Origin of the sequence: Rhizobium mesoamericanum STM3625 (genome assembly GCF_000312665.1) — a bacterium.
GTDB classification, from domain to species: Bacteria; Pseudomonadota; Alphaproteobacteria; order Rhizobiales; family Rhizobiaceae; genus Rhizobium; species Rhizobium mesoamericanum.
The window spans coordinates 3,876,338-3,893,237 of sequence record NZ_HF536772.1; the positions used below are offsets into that span (position 1 = coordinate 3,876,338).

The 16,900-nt window shown below is 60.1% G+C and carries 18 protein-coding genes; 11 read left to right on the forward strand and 7 right to left on the reverse strand.

What is annotated here, in order from left to right; genetic code table 11:
• Positions 1–69 precede the first annotated feature (69 nt).
• Genes BN77_RS18840 through BN77_RS18850 form a run of 3 tightly spaced genes read left to right on the forward strand, consistent with a single transcriptional unit; the run spans position 70 to position 2,697 of the window.
• Complete coding sequence (locus BN77_RS18840; protein WP_007534813.1) at positions 70–672, forward strand: SCO family protein; 603 nt, start codon at positions 70–72, stop codon at positions 670–672.
• A gap of 4 nt (positions 673–676) precedes the next feature.
• The gene (locus BN77_RS18845; RefSeq protein ID WP_007534815.1) at positions 677–1,804 is read left to right on the forward strand and encodes an FAD-dependent oxidoreductase; all 1,128 of its coding nucleotides are present in this window, start codon (positions 677–679) and stop codon (positions 1,802–1,804) included.
• A gap of 14 nt (positions 1,805–1,818) precedes the next feature.
• Positions 1,819–2,697 (forward strand): 50S ribosomal protein L11 methyltransferase, encoded by an 879-nt coding sequence (locus BN77_RS18850; protein WP_007534817.1) that lies wholly within the window; start codon positions 1,819–1,821, stop codon positions 2,695–2,697.
• 158 nt (positions 2,698–2,855) lie between these two features.
• Here BN77_RS18850 and BN77_RS34170 read toward each other — a convergent pair whose 3' ends face one another.
• Positions 2,856–3,029: a hypothetical protein gene (locus tag BN77_RS34170; protein ID WP_167540369.1), complete on the reverse strand. Its 174-nt coding sequence runs from the start codon at positions 3,027–3,029 to the stop codon at positions 2,856–2,858.
• A gap of 280 nt (positions 3,030–3,309) precedes the next feature.
• Between BN77_RS34170 and BN77_RS18855 the strand changes: the two genes are divergently transcribed.
• Positions 3,310–5,145: an aminopeptidase P family protein gene (locus BN77_RS18855; protein WP_007534823.1), complete on the forward strand. Its 1,836-nt coding sequence runs from the start codon at positions 3,310–3,312 to the stop codon at positions 5,143–5,145.
• A 15-nt stretch (positions 5,146–5,160) separates the two neighbouring features.
• On the opposite strand, the gene BN77_RS18860 is transcribed toward BN77_RS18855, so the two are convergent.
• Positions 5,161–5,469: an AzlD domain-containing protein gene (locus BN77_RS18860; protein WP_007534825.1), complete on the reverse strand. Its 309-nt coding sequence runs from the start codon at positions 5,467–5,469 to the stop codon at positions 5,161–5,163.
• A 2-nt stretch (positions 5,470–5,471) separates the two neighbouring features.
• Positions 5,472–6,188 (reverse strand): AzlC family ABC transporter permease, encoded by a 717-nt coding sequence (locus BN77_RS18865; protein WP_007534827.1) that lies wholly within the window; start codon positions 6,186–6,188, stop codon positions 5,472–5,474.
• A 131-nt stretch (positions 6,189–6,319) separates the two neighbouring features.
• Here BN77_RS18865 and BN77_RS18870 point away from each other — a divergent pair, with 131 nt between their 5' ends.
• Positions 6,320–6,568 carry a DUF2164 domain-containing protein gene (locus tag BN77_RS18870; RefSeq protein WP_007534829.1) on the forward strand — a complete coding sequence of 83 codons (249 nt, stop codon included), beginning with the start codon at positions 6,320–6,322 and terminating at the stop codon, positions 6,566–6,568.
• Here BN77_RS18870 and pncA read toward each other — a convergent pair whose 3' ends face one another.
• Entirely contained in the window at positions 6,569–7,195 is a 627-nt protein-coding gene (pncA, locus tag BN77_RS18875; protein ID WP_007534831.1) for a bifunctional nicotinamidase/pyrazinamidase, read from the reverse strand.
• 541 nt (positions 7,196–7,736) lie between these two features.
• On the opposite strand from pncA, the gene BN77_RS18880 reads away from it, so the two are divergent.
• The 3 genes from BN77_RS18880 to BN77_RS18890 all read left to right on the forward strand — a co-directional run bounded on the left by BN77_RS18880 (position 7,737) and on the right by BN77_RS18890 (position 9,285).
• Positions 7,737–8,429: a methyltransferase family protein gene (locus BN77_RS18880; protein WP_007534833.1), complete on the forward strand. Its 693-nt coding sequence runs from the start codon at positions 7,737–7,739 to the stop codon at positions 8,427–8,429.
• Between the two features lie 74 nt (positions 8,430–8,503).
• Positions 8,504–8,905 carry a DUF488 domain-containing protein gene (locus BN77_RS18885; protein WP_007534835.1) on the forward strand — a complete coding sequence of 134 codons (402 nt, stop codon included), beginning with the start codon at positions 8,504–8,506 and terminating at the stop codon, positions 8,903–8,905.
• A 32-nt stretch (positions 8,906–8,937) separates the two neighbouring features.
• Positions 8,938–9,285, forward strand: a complete 348-nt coding sequence (locus BN77_RS18890; RefSeq protein WP_040677943.1) for a hypothetical protein — start codon at positions 8,938–8,940, stop codon at positions 9,283–9,285.
• Positions 9,286–9,607: 322 nt separating this feature from the next.
• Here the strand turns inward: BN77_RS18890 and BN77_RS18895 are convergent, their stop codons facing one another.
• Entirely contained in the window at positions 9,608–12,088 is a 2,481-nt protein-coding gene (locus BN77_RS18895) for an ATP-dependent helicase (protein WP_007534840.1), read from the reverse strand.
• Positions 12,089–12,521: 433 nt separating this feature from the next.
• Here BN77_RS18895 and BN77_RS18905 point away from each other — a divergent pair, with 433 nt between their 5' ends.
• Both BN77_RS18905 and BN77_RS18910 read left to right on the forward strand, forming a co-directional pair.
• The gene (locus tag BN77_RS18905) at positions 12,522–13,517 is read left to right on the forward strand and encodes a flagellin N-terminal helical domain-containing protein (protein ID WP_007534843.1); all 996 of its coding nucleotides are present in this window, start codon (positions 12,522–12,524) and stop codon (positions 13,515–13,517) included.
• Positions 13,518–13,709: 192 nt separating this feature from the next.
• Positions 13,710–14,375, forward strand: coding sequence for a YiaD family glycine zipper/OmpA-like lipoprotein (locus BN77_RS18910; protein ID WP_007534845.1), 666 nt, complete (start codon positions 13,710–13,712; stop codon positions 14,373–14,375).
• Between the two features lie 50 nt (positions 14,376–14,425).
• Here the strand turns inward: BN77_RS18910 and BN77_RS18915 are convergent, their stop codons facing one another.
• Entirely contained in the window at positions 14,426–14,833 is a 408-nt protein-coding gene (locus BN77_RS18915) for a DUF2000 family protein (protein ID WP_007534847.1), read from the reverse strand.
• A gap of 33 nt (positions 14,834–14,866) precedes the next feature.
• On the opposite strand from BN77_RS18915, the gene BN77_RS18920 reads away from it, so the two are divergent.
• Entirely contained in the window at positions 14,867–15,754 is an 888-nt protein-coding gene (locus BN77_RS18920; RefSeq protein WP_007534849.1) for an AraC family transcriptional regulator, read from the forward strand.
• Here BN77_RS18920 and BN77_RS18925 read toward each other — a convergent pair.
• Complete coding sequence (locus tag BN77_RS18925; RefSeq protein WP_208856445.1) at positions 15,714–16,808, reverse strand: AbrB family transcriptional regulator; 1,095 nt, start codon at positions 16,806–16,808, stop codon at positions 15,714–15,716. The genes BN77_RS18920 and BN77_RS18925 overlap by 41 nt on opposite strands.
• Positions 16,809–16,900: the final 92 nt, after the last annotated feature.

Here is a 16,900-nt window from a genome sequence, read left to right on the forward strand (position 1 = left end):
ATTGCACGGTGAAGGACGAGGCGATATCACGCGGAAACGGGAATGGTCCCGATCTCAGGGGTTCGATCGATGAAGACTGTCCGCATTGCGGTCTGGGTTGCGGTGCTCGTCATGGCCGGAATCCTCGGCTGGCTGACGCTGAATGTCACCAAGACAAAGGAGGCCGTGTCCGAGGGACCGTTTGGCGTGCCATTCACTCTCGTCGCTCAGAATGGACAGCCGATCACCGAGCAGGCTTTCCGCGGCAAGCCGACGGCACTCTTCTTTGGTTTCACTCATTGCCCGGAAGTTTGCCCGACAACGCTGTTTGAGATGAATGGATGGCTGGAGAAGGTCGACCCGGAGGGCAAGAAGCTTCAGGCCTATTTCGTGACCGTCGATCCGGAGCGGGATACGCCTGAGGTGATGAACGAGTACGTCTCCAATGTCTCCAAGCGCATCATTGGCATTTCGGGCGCACCCGACAAGGTCGCCGACGTCATCAAGGGTTACCGCGTCTACGCCAAGAAGGTACCGGTGGACGAGAGCAATCCGAACGGCGACTACACGATGGACCACACGGCGTCCGTCTTCCTGCTCGATTCGGCCGGTCGCTTCTCCGGTACGATCGCCTATGGCGAAAATCCCGATACGGCTGTAAAAAAACTGGAGAACCTCGTCAGCAAGGGATGACGGCATGGCGTCAGGGCATCGCAGCATCTTGATCGCTGGCGCCGGTGCGACCGGTCTGACTGTCGCCCTCGAGCTGGCCCGGCGCGGGCACCTTCCGCGCATCGTCGATAGCGACACCGGCCCTGTGTCGCTCACGGAAAGCCGTGCACTTGGCATCAACGCAAGGACGCTGACGCTGCTTTCACCCTCCCGCGTGAGCGACGCCATACTGCAAGAATGCCAGCAGATCGCGCGCTTCCGCATCACGGCCAAGGGAAGACAGCTTGTCGATCTGGACACGACCAAGCTTCCCGGTCCCTACGGCGCAATCTACGCCTTGGCGCAGGGACATACGGAGCGCTTGCTGCTTGGCAAGCTCTCCGATTACGAGATCGTCCCGGAGTGGCAAACCGCCGTGGAGACGGTTTCCGGCGATCTTTCGAGACCAACCGTTGTGCTTCGAAAACCTGATGGCTCGGTCGAAACCGCAGATTTCGACATCGTGATTGGGGCCGACGGATCGCGTTCGGCGGTGCGCAAAGCCGTCGGCATCGAGTTCCCGGGGCAGTCGCTCGAGAGTAGCTTCCATCTGGCGGATTTTCGCTACGCTTTGCCGATCGATCCGGGTTTTGCCGAGATCAGCCTGGTCGATCCTGGTATCATCGGGCGTATTCCTGTTACCCGCGATGTGCTGCGCTACATCTCGACGCTTGCGGATTTCGAAGGCCGCATTCAACACCCCGCGCCTGTCGCCGAGCGCGTCTGGGCGTCCGATTTTCGCATTCACTTCCGCCATGTCGACACGATGGCAAAGGGCAATGTGTTTTTGGCCGGCGACGCCGCGCACATCCATTCGCCAGCCGGCGCGCGCGGGATGAACCTTGGGATTGAGGACGCATGCTGGTTGGCCTGGCTGATCTCGGAAGGGCGGCAGAAAGAGTATGCCGAACTCAGGATGCCGGCTGTCAAGAGGGTCATGAAGCAGACCTATCGGTTGACATCGCTGATCACCATGCGCAATCCGGTGGCAATCACGATCCGCGACCTTGCCGCGCCGCTGATCTTGCGGATACCTGCATTCTCGCAAAAATTGCTTCGCAGTGTATCAGGATATGATACGCAGTCGCCGCCGTGGATCGATGGCGCCCTATAGAAGAAAGACCGATTGTGAGTGAAATACGCCTTTATGTGACGACGACTGAAGTGCAGGCAGGTGAGATTCTGGATTTGCTGTCCGATGTCTTCGGCGAAGAAGACTTCGCAATCGCGACGACGGAGATCGACGAAAAGAAGGACATCTGGGAAGCGTCCGTCTACATGATGCGTGAAGACGAGGCTAAGGTTCGCACGCGTGTCGAGGAGGCGCTGAAGACAAGCTTTCCAGACGCCAAGGTCGAGCGTGAAGTTATTCCGGAGGTCGATTGGGTGGCGAAGTCACTCGAGGGTCTGAAGCCGGTTCGGGCAGGGCGCTTTCTTGTCCACGGATCGCACGACCGCGACAAGGTGCGTCCCGGCGACATTGCGATCGAGATCGATGCCGGCCAGGCCTTCGGTACCGGCCACCACGGGACGACGGCGGGCTGCCTGGAGACGATTGATCGGGTCCTGCGCTCGCGCAGGGTGCGCAATGCGCTCGACCTCGGAACTGGCAGCGGCGTCCTGGCAATCGCCGTCAGGAAGCTGCGGAACATTCCAATTCTCGCGACCGATATCGATCCCATCGCAACACGGGTCGCTGCCGAGAACGTTCGGCGCAATGGCATTGCGTCAGGTATCACCACCGAGACTGCGCCGGGTCTGCACTCGACCGCATTTTCTGCTCATGGTCCCTTCGATCTGATCATCGCCAACATCTTGGCACGGCCCCTGATCAAGATGGCGCCGCAGCTCGTCGATCATCTGGCGCCCGGCGGTTCCGTCATCCTTTCGGGAATTCTCGCCGCGCAACGCTGGAAGGTGTTGGCTGCCTATAACGGCGCGCATTTGCGGCACGTCCGCACGATCTGGCGCAACGGCTGGGTGACGATCCATCTCGACCGCCCTTGAGATGGAGGCAAAAGAAAAGGCGGTGCCAGTGGCACCGCCTTCGGACCAGTTTCCCGGTCATGCCCGCGAGCTCGAAGGAGGAGGAGCGCTCGAGCGGGCTTCTACTGGTTCTGATCGCCGATCTCGTGAGGGAGGAGGAGAAGAGAGCGGCGAGTTGCTCAGAACACGTAGCTGGTTGCGACCTGATGGCGCGTAACCCTTTGGCCGGCGCCGAGCATCTTGAGGGTGTCCTCATGGAGCGGACGGCGCGAGCCGATGATGTGACGCACGGTCTGGCGCTCGCCAGCCTGCACCGGGCTGCTGTAAGCGAAGCGCGACAGAGGGGCAGTCATATCTGAATTCCTTTTGTTTCGTTTAAGGTTCGTCTCGAACCCGTTTGATGGCGCCTATATAGCGATTTAGAAAAGCTGAGGGAGATGGTTTCGTTCATGGGAGCCATGCGTTGAATGCATAAAGCGTGCCAGTTTGTGAATCGGCGCCTCATTTCCGCCGAATTATTGGGCGGCCTTTGCTCAGGCTTCGCTTTGCGAATTCCTGCTATTCGCCTGAAATTCCGATAACATAACCGAATTCCTTCGCTGCGGGATTCGTACAAAAACCGGGTTATTGAGCATGTTCCAATCTTTCGAAGTCACTTCGACGCCACAATTTGGCCGCGACCGGGTCGCGGCGTTGCGAGACAGTTTTGACGCGCTTGGCATCGATGCCTTTCTTGTGCCGAGAGCCGACGAATTCAATGGCGAATATGTCCCGGCCTGTTCGGAGCGCTTGTCATGGTTGACGGGTTTTACCGGGTCGGCCGGCGTCGCCTTGGTTACGCGTTCGGCGGCGATTGTCTTCGTGGACGGCCGCTACGTGACGCAGCTTGCCGAACAGGTGGACAACTCCGTTTTCATCGGCGGGGACCTTGTGAACGAGCCGCCTCACGTCTGGCTTGCGAAGAACGGCTCCAAGGGTCTGCGCCTCGGCATCGATCCGTGGCTGCATTCTGGCGCAGAGGTGCGGCGCCTTGAAAAGGCGCTTGCCGAGATTGGCGGTTCGCTCGTTGTCCTGCCTCACAATCCTCTCGACAAGCTCTGGAGCGACCGGCCGCAGGAGCCGCTGGGACAGGTGACGATCCAGAACGTCGCGCAGGCGGGCGTGCTTGCCACCGATAAGATCGCGACCATCGCGGCCGATCTTGCAAAGAAGAACGTCAAGGCGGTGCTGATTGCCGATCCGTCTTCGGTCGCCTGGATCTTCAATATTCGCGGTGCCGACGTGCCGCATACGCCGCACCCCCTTGCGCGCGCGATCCTCTATGCCGACGGTAAGGCCGACCTTTTCCTCGACAAGCGCAAGACCGGTATCGAGGCCGAAGCCTATCTCGCGCAGATGTGCCTGCAGCTTCCGCCGTCGGAACTCGAAAAGAAGCTCTCAGCTGTTGCAACGGACGGTGGCCGCGTGCTGGTCGATCCTGACCTGACCTCGTATGCCTTGGCGCAGATCATTCGCAAGGCCGGGGGGGAGGTCGTGGAAGGGAACGATCCTGCGAAGCTGTCACGAGCCGTCAAGAACAATGTCGAGATCAACGGTTCTGCGGCCGCGCATCTGCAGGACGGCGCGGCGATGGTCGAGTTTCTCTATTGGCTGTCGCAGATCAAGCCCGGGACCGTGACCGAGATCGAGGTGGCGCAGAAGCTGGAAGCAGCGCGCGCCCGCCTCGGCCAGAGCATGCAGAACCCGCTGAAAGATATCTCCTTCGATACGATCTCCGGTGCCGGCGAGCATGCGGCAATCATGCACTATCGGGTGACGACGGAAACAAACCGCAAGCTGGAAGCAGGTGAACTCTTCCTGATCGATTCAGGCGCCCAGTACATCAACGGCACGACCGACATTACCCGCACCGTCGGCATCGGCTCGGTCACCGAGGACCACAAGCGCTTCTTCACGCTGGTCCTGAAGGGAATGATTCAGATTAGCACTGCGCGCTTCCCAAAGGGCACGCGCGGCTGCGACCTTGATCCGCTAGCCCGCATCGCTCTCTGGCGGGCAGGGGCTGATTTTGCCCATGGAACCGGTCACGGCGTCGGGTCGTATCTTTCCGTGCATGAAGGCCCGCAGCGCATCGCCAGGCTCTCAACGCAGGAGTTGCTGCCGGGGATGATCCTCTCGAACGAGCCAGGCTATTACCGCCCCGGCGCTTTCGGCATCCGCATCGAGAACCTGATCTATGTCCGCGAGGCGGAGGCGATTGAGGGTGGCGACATGCCGATGCTCGGCTTCGAGACGCTGACCTTCTGCCCGATCGATCGCAACCTCGTTATTGCGGAGCTTCTGACGCATGACGAGCTGCACTGGTTCAACAGCTACCATGAGCGCACTCGCGAGGCGCTGATGCCGCTGATCCACGACCACGACGTCAAAGCATGGCTGGAGAACGCGACCCTGCCGCTGGAATATTGAGAATTACTGCTGGCGTCACATGCCGATCGTGTGGCGCCAGCTCATGACGACGAGCCAGGCGACGATCAGCATCCAGGTGTGCGAGGCCCGCAGACCGACGATGAGGGCCACGAGCAGGGCGAGCTTCGAATCCCAACCTCCCACGAAGAAGGCCGGCGCAACAAGCGTCGTCAAGACAGCGGCGGGGACTGCGGCCAGGGCAGCCTCCATGCGCGGCGGAATGCGCTTCATCGTGGTGATGAGGACATATCCACCGATGCGGGTTGCGTAGGTGGCAACCGCGGCAGCGACGATCACGAGAGCCATGTGGAGATCGAACGCCATTGTTATACCTCGTGCAGATCGGATTCGAGTTCCTGCTCGTGCGGCGGAGGCGGGAACAGGGCGGCAAGGAGGATGCCTGCCGCCGCACCAAGGCTGACATGCCAGGGCGAGCCGACATAATGGTAGGCGATGACAGAGGCGACTGCGCTGACGGCGGCGACCGGCAGGAAATTGTCGCGATGACGGAAATCGAGGACGATGCCAAGGAAATAGGCCGGCAGCAGGATGTCGAGGCCGATCGACTTGGGGTCGCCGATGAAGCTGCCAAGCAGCCCGCCGAGCAGGCTTACCAGGACCCAGGGTATGTAGATGATGATGCCGAAGCCGAGATACCAGACGAAGGTGACCGGCTTGCCAGCTTCGCCTCGCTTGACGGTCTCGGCGAACTGCGGATCAACCAGCAGGAAGAAAGTGAAGAATTTCTGAAGCGGCGAGAAGTGCTTGATGTATGGCGCGAGTGCTGCCGAATAGAGAACGTGGCGAAAATTGACGGCCAGGATGGAGGCGACGATCAACCACGCCTGGACGTTATGACCAAAGAGCTCGATGCCGACCATCTGGCTCGCCCCGGCATAGACCGTGGCACTCATAAAGGTCAGCTCGGAGAGCGACATGCCGTTATCGACCGCGAGCGCTCCAAACAACGCCCCGAACGGGGCCGAGGCCAGTGCTACGGCCGAGCCGCCGCGCAAACCGTCGAAAAAATCAGCGCGAGTCATCAGCGATAATCCTTCTGGAATTTCGGTTCCCGTCTAGGGACGGGCAGTACTTGCCGCAAGCAAATTTCCTTGATCGAACGATCGATTTCGCTGAACCATGCGCGCGACCGATTGACGTTTAAGGAATAACGATGAACCAGATCGAATTTTCGAAAGAGGAAAAGGCTGAACTCATTGCACGGATCCAGCATTATTTCGACAGCCAACTGGACCAGCCGATCGGCCTCCTGAAAGCGGAGTTGGTTCTCGAATTTTTTGCCAAGGAAGTTGGCGCGGTCCACTACAAGAAGGGTCTCGAAGACGCGCAAATCGCCCTCGCCAGACGCATGGATGACTTTTCCGAGGACGTCTATCAGTTGCAGCGGCGTGCGACGGAGTGATCAGCCTTCCAGGATTTGCCGGCTGCTGACGATGTCAATACCGCGTGCGCGCATTTCCTCGATTGCCGTTGCAATGCCTTCGGCGGTAATGCCCCGGCTGGCATCCTCGATGAGGCGAACCCGTACGCCCGGCATCATTTCGGACGCATCCAATGCAGAGAACTTCACGCAATAGTCGGTTGCGAGGCCGCAAACATCGAGTTCGGTGACGTCCTGGCCCTCGAGAAAGTCGGCGAGCCCTGTGAGCGCGTCCTGGTCATTGTCGCGGAAGGCCGAGTAGCTGTCGACGCCACGATTCTCACCTTTCTGCAGGATGAGATCGATCTTGCTCGTCTTGAGGTCGGGATGCAGTTCCGCGTCCGCCGTGCCCTGAATGCAATGGTCCGGCCACAGCATCTGTGGCTTGCCGGATAGTGTGCCGAGTTCGAATGGCTCCCTGCCGGGATGTGAGGAGGCGAAGCTGCCGTGGCCGGGCGGATGCCAGTCCTGGGAGGCGACGATCAGGTCGTACTTGCCGCTCTCGATCAGCCGATTTGCGATTGGCACAACCTCGTCGCCGTGGGGAACCGGAAGATTGCCGCCCGGGCAAAAGCCATTTTGAATATCGACTAGAAGCAAGGCCTTCATCGGTGCGACTCCCATAATTTGCATTGCACCATGCCAAGGGCCAAACCGAGGCGCAAGCGCCGAGACGCTTCGCCGCAGGGGCGAAGCGAGCCCTGAAAAGGTCAAGTTCTTCAGCCCGTAAAAAGGCGATGCAAGCATAGCACAGAACCGGCACCGGGACTGCGAGACGTGGCAACGGTTTCGGTCAACCATTTCTATTGCGCCTCGCCGTCGATGGAGATCACGGCTCGCTATCGGGTCCCTGATTGATCTCGATGAAATTTGCGCGTTGGCGTCCTTGGTCTCGGCTCGAGGCAACCAGGGGGGCGGGACTTTGGAATCATTTTCTGCTCCTCGCCGGAGCCATTAACGATCTGTCAGGCTGTCTGAGCTTCGTCGCTGATACCGGTGTCGGCTGCGGCTGACGTGCCGTCGGCGAGTATTGGATCGTCAAAACCGGAAGGGCTGGAGGTATGCTGGAGGAAAGCGTTTGATGCGCCATTGACGCGCCCGCAATGCTGCCAATCTATTATCTCGCGCTACCAAGACGCGAGTGGTGACGATGATGGTGAGTGGCGTTCAGGGTATCGGCCGGCAAGCAACGGTTGCGACAGCCAAGTTTTGCTTCGTCATGCTGGCAATGATCTTCCTGGCTGCGGGATCTCTATCTTACTGGCAGGGCTGGCTGTTTCTCTTACATTTCTGCGGGTGGTGCGCAGCGCTTACGGCCTATTTCGTCAGGCGTGACCCGGATTTGGTCCGCAAGCGCATGAGCGTCGGACCGGCAGCGGAACGCGAGCCGTCGCAGAAGCGCATACAGGCCTTTAACAGCATCGCAATCCTTGCACTTTTCATAATTTCGGCGCTGGACCACAGGTTCGGCTGGTCGGTCGTGCCAGCCCTGGTCGTGCTTCTCGGCAATGCATTGATCGCAATTGGCTTTATTGGTTGCTTCTTCGTGCTCAGGCAGAATTCGTTTGCCGCGGCGACAGTCGGCGTAACGGAAGAGCAGCGGGTGATTTCCACCGGGCTTTACGGAGTGGTGCGCCATCCGATGTATGGCTCGGCGCTTGCGATGTTTTTCGGCGTACCGCTGGCGCTCGGTTCTTATTGGGGAGTGCTGGTCGTGTTTCCCGTCATTGGCGGCCTCGTTGCGCGGTTGCTCGATGAGGAGAAGTATCTTGTCAGGAACCTGGCTGGTTATGCGGAGTATCGTAACCAGATCCGGTGGCGCTTGTTGCCGGGGATCTGGTGACACATCAACCCCAGGCGGACTGGTGAGGAGGCGGCCCTTGCGGTAAATATCGCGTCAGGTTGAGGGAGGGAGCAGTGGCTATCAGTGTCGTGCAATTGGGTTCGCCTCGGGCAGAGGGCGAGGGCGTGCGCATCGGCACCGTTCGGCGACCCCCCCGAGGTGTGCTGAAGGAAGAGTTTGCAAGCCGCAACTTTTATGACGTCTGGCTGCCAATCCTTTCGCCGAGCCAGGCGCTCGTGACCGCGGCGAAGGCAGCGACCACCGACGCTGAATGGGGAGCCTTTTTGCGCAGCTTCACGAAGGAAATGAAAGTGCCGGAGGCGAGCCATGTGCTCGACCTGCTCGCCACGTTTTCGCATGCCAGCCATTTTTCAATCGGCTGCTATTGCGAGAACGAAAATCACTGCCATCGAAGTGTATTGCGGCGCCTGCTTGAAGAACGCGGCGCGGCTTTTATCGCGGAAGGCTGCGCCTGATGGCTGCAGAGAATCAGGAAGAGCCAAAGCCAGTGACCGAGCCCTCTCCAGAGGAGAAGATCGACGCGACCTTTCGTAATGGCTCGCTGACAGCTGCCGGCATCATCCTCGGTTTCTCCCTGAGTTTTATGAGCCACTGGGCTTCTAATCCGAATGATTGGAGCCGGATCGATATCCTGCCAATGCTGCTATTGACGGTCGGGATTGCCGTGCAAGTCAAGGTCTTCGCAGATCTGCTCGCCCGCGATTCGCTGATCGCCGCCAAATATGATCGGGCCAGGCGGCTGTTTCTAATCGGGATCGCGATCGTCGCCGCCGGGATCGGGCTCGCATTGCTCAACGATATAATGGGGCTGGGGTCGATGCCGATGCTGGGGTGAGCGGGCGCCACGCCCGCTCGTCGCGTTGGCCTTAGTCTGTCCTAGCAGCGGCAAGCGGCGCGGCTGTCGCTATCAGGATCCGAGAATGATCTTGCTGCAAGCAAATGCGATGGTCGGACTGCTCACGATGGCAATCATCAGCGAGGCTGCGATCATAGCGAGTGAATAGCGTTTCATCAGCGTCCTCCTTCTCTGCCGCGATCGGTACGCGCGTCTTTAGTATGAGGGAGGCACGGCAGCAAGCGAAGTCACGAAAGGGTGAGGAGAGCCGTGCTGACGTTGGTGGCATTTGTTTCTGCGTGATTGGGTCGCGGGCCTTCGCCTACGAAACCCGCTCCACAAAACCATCGAGCACGCGCTTCTGCCCAGCTTTATCGAAGTCAATCGTAAGCTTGTTACCTTCGATCTCGACAATGTTGCCGTTTCCGAACTTCAGGTGGAAGACGCGGTCGCCGGTTTTGAATCTGGAAGGCTCGGTGGCGGTGGATTTTGCCACCAGTTCGCCGTCGATGGTGCGGCCGCGCGGGCCGCTTTCGCCATAGCCGATGCGTTCGACGGCGTGGCCGGAGCGGGTGCCCCAATTGTCACGGGTGGCGTCAGTCTTGTTCTGCTGGGCGCGCTTCCAGCCGGGCGTCGTATAGGAGTTGGCGAAGGGATCGGCCTTGTCGAAGCGTGACTGGCCATAGCCGCCCCGGCCATAACCACCATAGCTCTGCTCCGTCTCCGAAACCTCGACATGCATTTCCGGCAGTTCGTCAAGGAACCGCGACGGGATCGTCGATTGCCAGAGGCCGTGGATGCGGCGGTTGGAGACGAACCAGATGTGGCAGCGCCGTTTGGCGCGGGTGATGCCGACATAGGCAAGGCGGCGCTCTTCCTCGAGGCCAGCGCGGCCGCTTTCGTCGAGCGAGCGCTGGTGCGGGAACAGGCCTTCCTCCCAGCCGGGCAGGAAGACAGTATCGAACTCCAGGCCCTTGGCGGAGTGGAGCGTCATGATCGAGACGGCGTCGAGATTTTCGTTCTGCTCGGCGTCCATGACCAGTGCGACGTGCTCGAGGAACCCGCGCATGGACTCGAAGCTCTCCATCGAGCGGATGAGTTCCTTCAGGTTTTCAAGGCGGGTCGGCGCATCCGCCGACTTGTCGTTCTTCCACATGTCGGTGTAGCCCGACTCCTCGAGGATCTGCTCGGCGAGTTCGGTATGGGCCGTGTTCTCCAGCATTTCCTGCCAGCGGCGGAAGGATTGGATAACGTCGAAGAGGGCCTTGCGGGCCTTCGGCTTCAGCTCATCGGTCTCGATCATGTCGGCGGCAGCCGCCAGCATCGGAATGTCGCGGGCACGGGCGTAATCGTGCAGCGCGCGCACCGTCGTGTCGCCGAGACCGCGTTTCGGGGTGTTGATAATTCGCTCGAAGGCAAGATCGTCTGCGGGCTGGGCGACGAGGCGGAAATAGGCGAGGGCGTCGCGGATTTCGAGGCGTTCGTAGAAGCGCGGGCCGCCGATGACGCGATAGTTGAGGCCGAGCGTGACGAAGCGGTCTTCGAACTCACGCATCTGGAAGGAGGCGCGCACCAGAATCGCCATATCGTTCAACAGATGCCGCTTGCCACTGGCATCGCCGCGTTGAAGCTGCTCGATTTCCTCGCCGATGGCGCGGGCCTCCTCCTCGGAATCCCATGAGGCGTGCACCTGGACCTTGATGTCTTCAGGATCTTTTCGGTCGGTGAAGAGGGTCTTGCCGAGCCGGCCTTCGTTGTGGGCGATCAGATGGCCAGCGGCACCGAGAATATGCGCCGTCGAGCGGTAGTTGCGCTCCAGCTTGATGACCTTGGCGCCCGGGAAATCCTTCTCGAAGCGCAGGATGTTGTCCACTTCGGCGCCGCGCCATCCATAGATCGATTGGTCGTCGTCGCCCACACAGCAGACGTTTTGCGGTTCGCCCTTGGAACGCTGCGCAAGCAGCCGTAGCCACATGTACTGGGCGGTATTCGTATCCTGGTACTCGTCGACGAGGATGTAACGGAAGCGGCCGTGGTATTCCTTCAGAAGGTCCGGATTTTTCCGGAAGATCGCGATCGGATGCATCAGGAGATCGCCGAAGTCGCAGGCGTTCAGTGTGGAAAGCCTTTGCTGGTAGGCGAAATAGAGTTCGCGGCCCTTGCCGTTGGCGAAAGCGCGGGCGTCGCCTTCCGGAATATCTCCGGGGCCGAGGCCCTTGTTCTTCCAGGTGTCGATCATGCCGGCGAACTGCTTGGCGGGCCAGCGCTTGTCATCGAGACCTTCCGCCTGAATGAGCTGTTTGATCAGGCGAACGACATCGTCGGTGTCGAGGATCGTGAAGTCGGACCGCAGGCCGACGAGTTCGGCATGGCGGCGCAGAAGCCTGACGCCGATCGAATGGAAGGTGCCGAGCCAGGGCATGCCCTCGACAGCGCCGCCAACGAGTATGGCGATGCGTTCCTTCATCTCGCGCGCAGCCTTGTTCGTGAACGTGACGGCGAGGATCTGCGAGGGGAACGCACGGCCCGTGTTCAGGATGTGGGCAATGCGGGTTGTTAGAACGCGTGTCTTGCCGGTGCCCGCGCCCGCGAGCACGAGAACCGGGCCTTCCAGCGTTTCGACGGCTTCGGTCTGCTCCGGATTCAGACCCGAAAGATAATCGGGGCGCCTGCCGCCGTCGCGGGCGGCCATGGCACGGGCGGCGAGCCCTCCGGCGGCAGGAGCGGCAGGGGCTGGCTGCTTGCGCGGCGGCTCGCCCGGCTCTTCATCGAAGAAAGGGATATCGTCGAAACTATTGCTCATGGCGCGTAATGTAGTGATTCGGGTTGGAAAGACCAGAAAAGATGTTCTGCTTTCATTCCGCTCCGGGCCGGCTGTCCTCAGTTTTGGTATCCGCTTGCAGGGGCAGCAACGCCAGCAAATTGTCGGATGGGGCACAGGCCCTGGGGCTCTCGGTGTCAAAGCGGGCCGGCTTCAGGCGACAAAATCAGCAAGGCAGCCGCTCTCGCAGATGAACGCAGTGACTTATAGCTTATGAAAAGTTGTAGGATTGGGTGAATTTCCTCTGAAGCTTAGATGTTTTTTAAGCATGAGCGGCAATCATTCGAGCAGAAACCGATAGGTCCTCCAGCGTTTCGGGGGACCGCTCCGGCGCCGGTGCGGGCGCCCCCGGACATGAGCGTTCGTGGTGCGGTTTGCGTGTATCAGTGTATTGTTGTGTTTGGAGTACAGTACCTTGAGCATTTATCGGCGCACTTCGGTGGATGCCGCGCTTTACGTTTTGCGTGACATCGGTCGCGATATGACCAAGACCCAAAGGCAGGTGTCGACCGGCCTCAGAGTGGAAAAATCGTCCGACAATGGTGCCTACTGGGCGATCAGTTCGACGCTGAAGACCGACCAGAAAGCCCAGTCGGCCATTCGTGACGCCCTTGGCCTTGCGGCCGCGACCATGGGGACAGCTTACGATGCAGTCGATAATGCAATCGATCTTGTCAGCGAGATCAAGGCAAAGCTCGTCGCGGCGACCGAGTCCGGCGTCGACAAGGACAAGATCAATACAGATATTACTCACCTGAAGGATCAATTGCGCTCGGTTGCCGAATCGGCGACCTTCAATGGCGACAATTGGGTTGCAATCGACGATTCCTCGGATCCCTCGAAGCCCAGGCAGATCCCTTCCTCCTTCATCCGCTATTCCGACGGAAGCGTCAAAATCGATACACTGAGCTATGAGGTCGACCTGGCGCCGGTTGGGGCGACAAGTTCGAAGGATGCGCGCTATCTGATCGATGACCGCACGACGGGATCGGGCGAATACGGCGCTCTCACCTCGCAGTATTTTGCCACCGAGGCTGGCGCGTCGCAGAACTACGTAATGCTGAAGAGCGCCGGCAACACTACGGGGCAGGTGGAGATCGGCGTTTCCAGCACGACGACACAGGCGCAGGTGAAGGAAATGATCACCGTCGTCGACATGATGCTGAACCAGATGACGACGGTTGGTTCGGCCTTCGGCGCGCTCGAAAAGCGCATTGGAATCCAGAGCGATTTCGCGCAGTCGTTGGACGATTCCTACTCCCGCGGCATCAGTCGCCTGATCGATGCCGACATGGAGGAGCAGTCGAGCCGGCTACGCGCCCTGCAAACGCAGGAGCAACTCGGCCTGCAGTCGCTCAACATCGCCAACGCGAGCTACGACAAGGTTCGGCAGCTCTTTGAGAACTTCTAGCCGTCGTCCCTGCAACAGGTCTGTCGTCCGCATACAGGCGGGCGATCGGCGGCTCGGTCTGCCACTGTGGCTTGCGATCCGCAGTCGCTGTGTATTTTTCCCGGTTTCCCGTATCTGGAGCGCCTGCTTCATCTTGTTGCCGCAATCCTTAATACTGGTCGCATCAACACCGAATTGGAGACAAGCCTGTCCATGATCAAGAAATTCATACTTTTGTCTGTTGCTGCAACTTACCTCAGTGCCTGCACCACCACCGACCCCTATACCGGCGAGCAGAAAATGTCGAACACGTCAGGTGGGGCGCTGCTGGGTGCCGGCGTGGGCGCGCTTGCCGGCCTGGCTGTCGGCGGCTCGCCGGTTGGACGCCGCAACGCTGCGCTGATCGGCGCCGGCGTTGGCGCGCTCGCAGGGGGTGCGATCGGCAACTACATGGACCAGCAGGAATCCGAATTGCGCGCCCAGCTCCAGGGAACAGGAATTTCTGTTACCCGCCGTGGCGACAATATCATCCTCAACATGCCGTCCAACATCACGTTCGATGTCGACCAGGATGCCGTGAAGGCCGGCTTCTACCCGACGCTGAATTCGGTCGCGATCGTCTTGCGCAAGTTCAACCGCACGCTGATCGACGTGAACGGTCACACCGACTCCACCGGCAGCCTGCAGCACAACCAGGACCTGTCGCAGCGCCGCGCCATGTCGGTCGCCGACTATCTCGGGACGCAGGGCATCGATCCACGCCGTGTTTCTGCTGTCGGTTTCGGTCCGTCGCAGCCGATTGCTTCCAACGCCACGGAAGCTGGTCGCGCGCAAAACCGCCGCGTTGAAGTCCAGATCGCGCCTGTCACCCAGAGCTGATCCACATTTCAGTCAAGAAGAACGGCCGGGCCAATGCCCGGCCGTTTTCGTTATTGATGCATCGTCGCACCCTTGGTGACCTTGTCGACGATCTTCTTTTCGGCGCGGATGGCTATGCCGACGACCTTGGCATCGTCAGGTGCGAATTCGGCAAAGATGGCTCTGTTGGCGGCGTCGTGGCCAGTCGCAAACATCTCCTCAATAAACAGCGACGAGGTTATGCCGCGATCCAGGGAGCGGCGGTGAATTGCCGATAGCGTCTCGCCTTCAGCCGACAACACGATAATCGGCTGGATGGACAGCGCATTGTAGAAATTGCCTGAGCGATCCTTGTACGCTTCACCGATGATCTCGGGGTTCTGTCCGGCAATCCCGCTCATCAGGAAAGCAGTGACATTCAGCTTCTGCCAGGATGCAAGATTGTTTCGCAGGACGATCGCAATTTTGGTATCAAACATTCCAGTCTCTTTCATGCGGGTTCGAAAGTCGCGTTGGATCAGGATGTAAACAGCCATGCCTTCGAGGGTCTTGAACGTTTGTGCACGCAACCCGGCGCAGACGGGATCGTAATTGCGTCGGGCTTTCCCGGCATCGAGCGGATGGAAGCGCGGTTTTCTGGAAAGGCGTTCGAGCCGCATCGACACGATACGTATGCTCTCGGCGTCACGATGAAGGGTGTGCAGACGTTCTCCTATCGCGGCGCGCGTCGCTTCAGCATGCCGGGGCAGGTGCTGGTGCTGCATCCGGATGAAGAGCATGATGGTGGAGCTGGTAGCGATGACGGGCTGCAATATCGCATGCTCTATCTAGAGCCGGCGCTGCTGCGCGAATGCCTGGAAAAGGAAAAGATCGGGCTGCCTTTCGTTGCCGAGCCTGTGATCGGCGACCCCCTGCTGGCAGGTACGTTGCTCGAAGCGCTTGGCGAGCTGGATCGCGAACTCGATGAGTTATTCGTCGACGATTTCGTTTCGCGCGTTGCCGGCGCCCTCGCAAAGCATGCAAAGACCCCGGAGCGTCCACTCGGAAATGTGGCGTGGCAGCGGGCAAGATTGGCGCGTGATTATCTCGAAGCGCATGCCACGGAAGCTGTGCGATCCGGCGAGTTGGAGACTGTCACTGGCCTCGACCGCTTTTCCCTTTCGCGCCACTTTAGAGCCGCTTTTGCGACAAGCCCCCATCGCTACCTGCTCATGCGGCGCCTGCAGCAGGCGCGCGCCATGATCGGTGCGGGCGACGGGCTTTCGGATGTGGCGGCGGCCACCGGCTTTGCAGACCAGAGCCACCTGACCCGCCACTTCAAGAAAGCCTATGGCATGACGCCCGGCCAATGGGCGAGCCTTAGACGGGCTTCTCCGCAAGGCCGGATAGGCGCGCGATAAAGCGTGCCAGCATTGGGCCGGTAAACAGGATGACGAGGAAGCGGCCGGTTTGCATCGCCATTACGAAGGGCACGTCGACGTCGCTCGACGCTGCGATAATGGCCACGGAATCCGCGCCGCCGGGGCTGGTGGCAAGATAGGCCGTGAGCGGGTCGACGCCAGCGAATTTGTGCAAGGCAAAGGCCATGCAGCCACAAATTGACATCAGCAGCAGGATTGCCGCAGCCACGCGGGGCAGGGCACGAGCCGCGTGCATGACGATGCCACGGGTGAAACGCAGTCCGATGTTCCAGCCGATCAGGGCATAGCTGATCGCCAGGAGCCATGGCGGAAGCTCGATGGTGAACAGACCGAAGCCCTGAAGCAGCGAGCCGACCACCAGCGGCACAGTGATCGTGCCACCTTGCACGCGAAAGCGCACAGCAATGTAGGCGCACAGGCACGTGAGCGCGACAGTGGCGGCGAGCGCCTGCCAGTCGACCGGAGGAAAGAGGATGAACGGTGGCGGTTCACCCCCATCGGCGGCTACCCACAGGCGGGAGACGACCGAGGCTGCCACCGCGACGAAGACCACACGCAGGTATTGCATGAAGGCAACGAGCCGGGCGTCGGCGCCATAGGCTTCGGACATGATAACCATTGCGGAGGCTGCCCCTGGCGAGGAACCCCAAACCGCGGTCGTTCCGGGCAAGACCTGCCAACGGCTCAGCAACCAGCCAAGGCCGGCCGCCGCGACGATGACGGAGAAGATCATCGCGAGAAAGAGTGGTGCGTCGCTCGCCATGGTCTTCAGGATATCGACGGTGATGGCGCGCGCCATCAGAAAACCGACGAGCGCCTGGCCGAAGATGAGTGGCCAGCGCGGCACTTGAAGCGATCCCTTGCCGATGGATAGGGCAAGGATAATTGCCGCCACCATCGGGCCAATCAGGAGCGAGGCCGGAAGACCAAGCATTTCTAGGCCAACTACCAGCAGGGTTGAGACGCTGAGCAAGAGCATCCATCGTGGCAGGCTGGCGTTTTGAAAGAAGCGGCTGGCGTCGTGCAATGGCATGATTCCCATGCATGTCTAGCCAATGCGGAACCGCGATCAGTCGAAACACGGGGTAGCACTGGCTCAAAAGAAACCGGCCGGAGAGACCGGAG

What these genes read in the sequence shown, in the direction of transcription:
- BN77_RS18840 (WP_007534813.1), top strand. Translation starts at nt 70, where the DNA reads ATGAAGACTGTCCGCATTGCGGTCTGGGTTGCGGTGCTCGTCATGGCC.
- BN77_RS18845 (WP_007534815.1), top strand. Translation starts at nt 677, where the DNA reads ATGGCGTCAGGGCATCGCAGCATCTTGATCGCTGGCGCCGGTGCGACC.
- BN77_RS34170 (WP_167540369.1), bottom strand. Translation starts at nt 3,029, where the DNA reads ATGACTGCCCCTCTGTCGCGCTTCGCTTACAGCAGCCCGGTGCAGGCT.
- BN77_RS18855 (WP_007534823.1), top strand. Translation starts at nt 3,310, where the DNA reads ATGTTCCAATCTTTCGAAGTCACTTCGACGCCACAATTTGGCCGCGAC.
- BN77_RS18860 (WP_007534825.1), bottom strand. Translation starts at nt 5,469, where the DNA reads ATGGCGTTCGATCTCCACATGGCTCTCGTGATCGTCGCTGCCGCGGTT.
- BN77_RS18865 (WP_007534827.1), bottom strand. Translation starts at nt 6,188, where the DNA reads ATGACTCGCGCTGATTTTTTCGACGGTTTGCGCGGCGGCTCGGCCGTA.
- BN77_RS18870 (WP_007534829.1), top strand. Translation starts at nt 6,320, where the DNA reads ATGAACCAGATCGAATTTTCGAAAGAGGAAAAGGCTGAACTCATTGCA.
- pncA (WP_007534831.1), bottom strand. Translation starts at nt 7,195, where the DNA reads ATGAAGGCCTTGCTTCTAGTCGATATTCAAAATGGCTTTTGCCCGGGC.
- BN77_RS18880 (WP_007534833.1), top strand. Translation starts at nt 7,737, where the DNA reads ATGATGGTGAGTGGCGTTCAGGGTATCGGCCGGCAAGCAACGGTTGCG.
- BN77_RS18895 (WP_007534840.1), bottom strand. Translation starts at nt 12,088, where the DNA reads ATGAGCAATAGTTTCGACGATATCCCTTTCTTCGATGAAGAGCCGGGC.
- BN77_RS18910 (WP_007534845.1), top strand. Translation starts at nt 13,710, where the DNA reads ATGATCAAGAAATTCATACTTTTGTCTGTTGCTGCAACTTACCTCAGT.
- BN77_RS18915 (WP_007534847.1), bottom strand. Translation starts at nt 14,833, where the DNA reads ATGTTTGATACCAAAATTGCGATCGTCCTGCGAAACAATCTTGCATCC.
- BN77_RS18925 (WP_208856445.1), bottom strand. Translation starts at nt 16,808, where the DNA reads ATGCCATTGCACGACGCCAGCCGCTTCTTTCAAAACGCCAGCCTGCCA.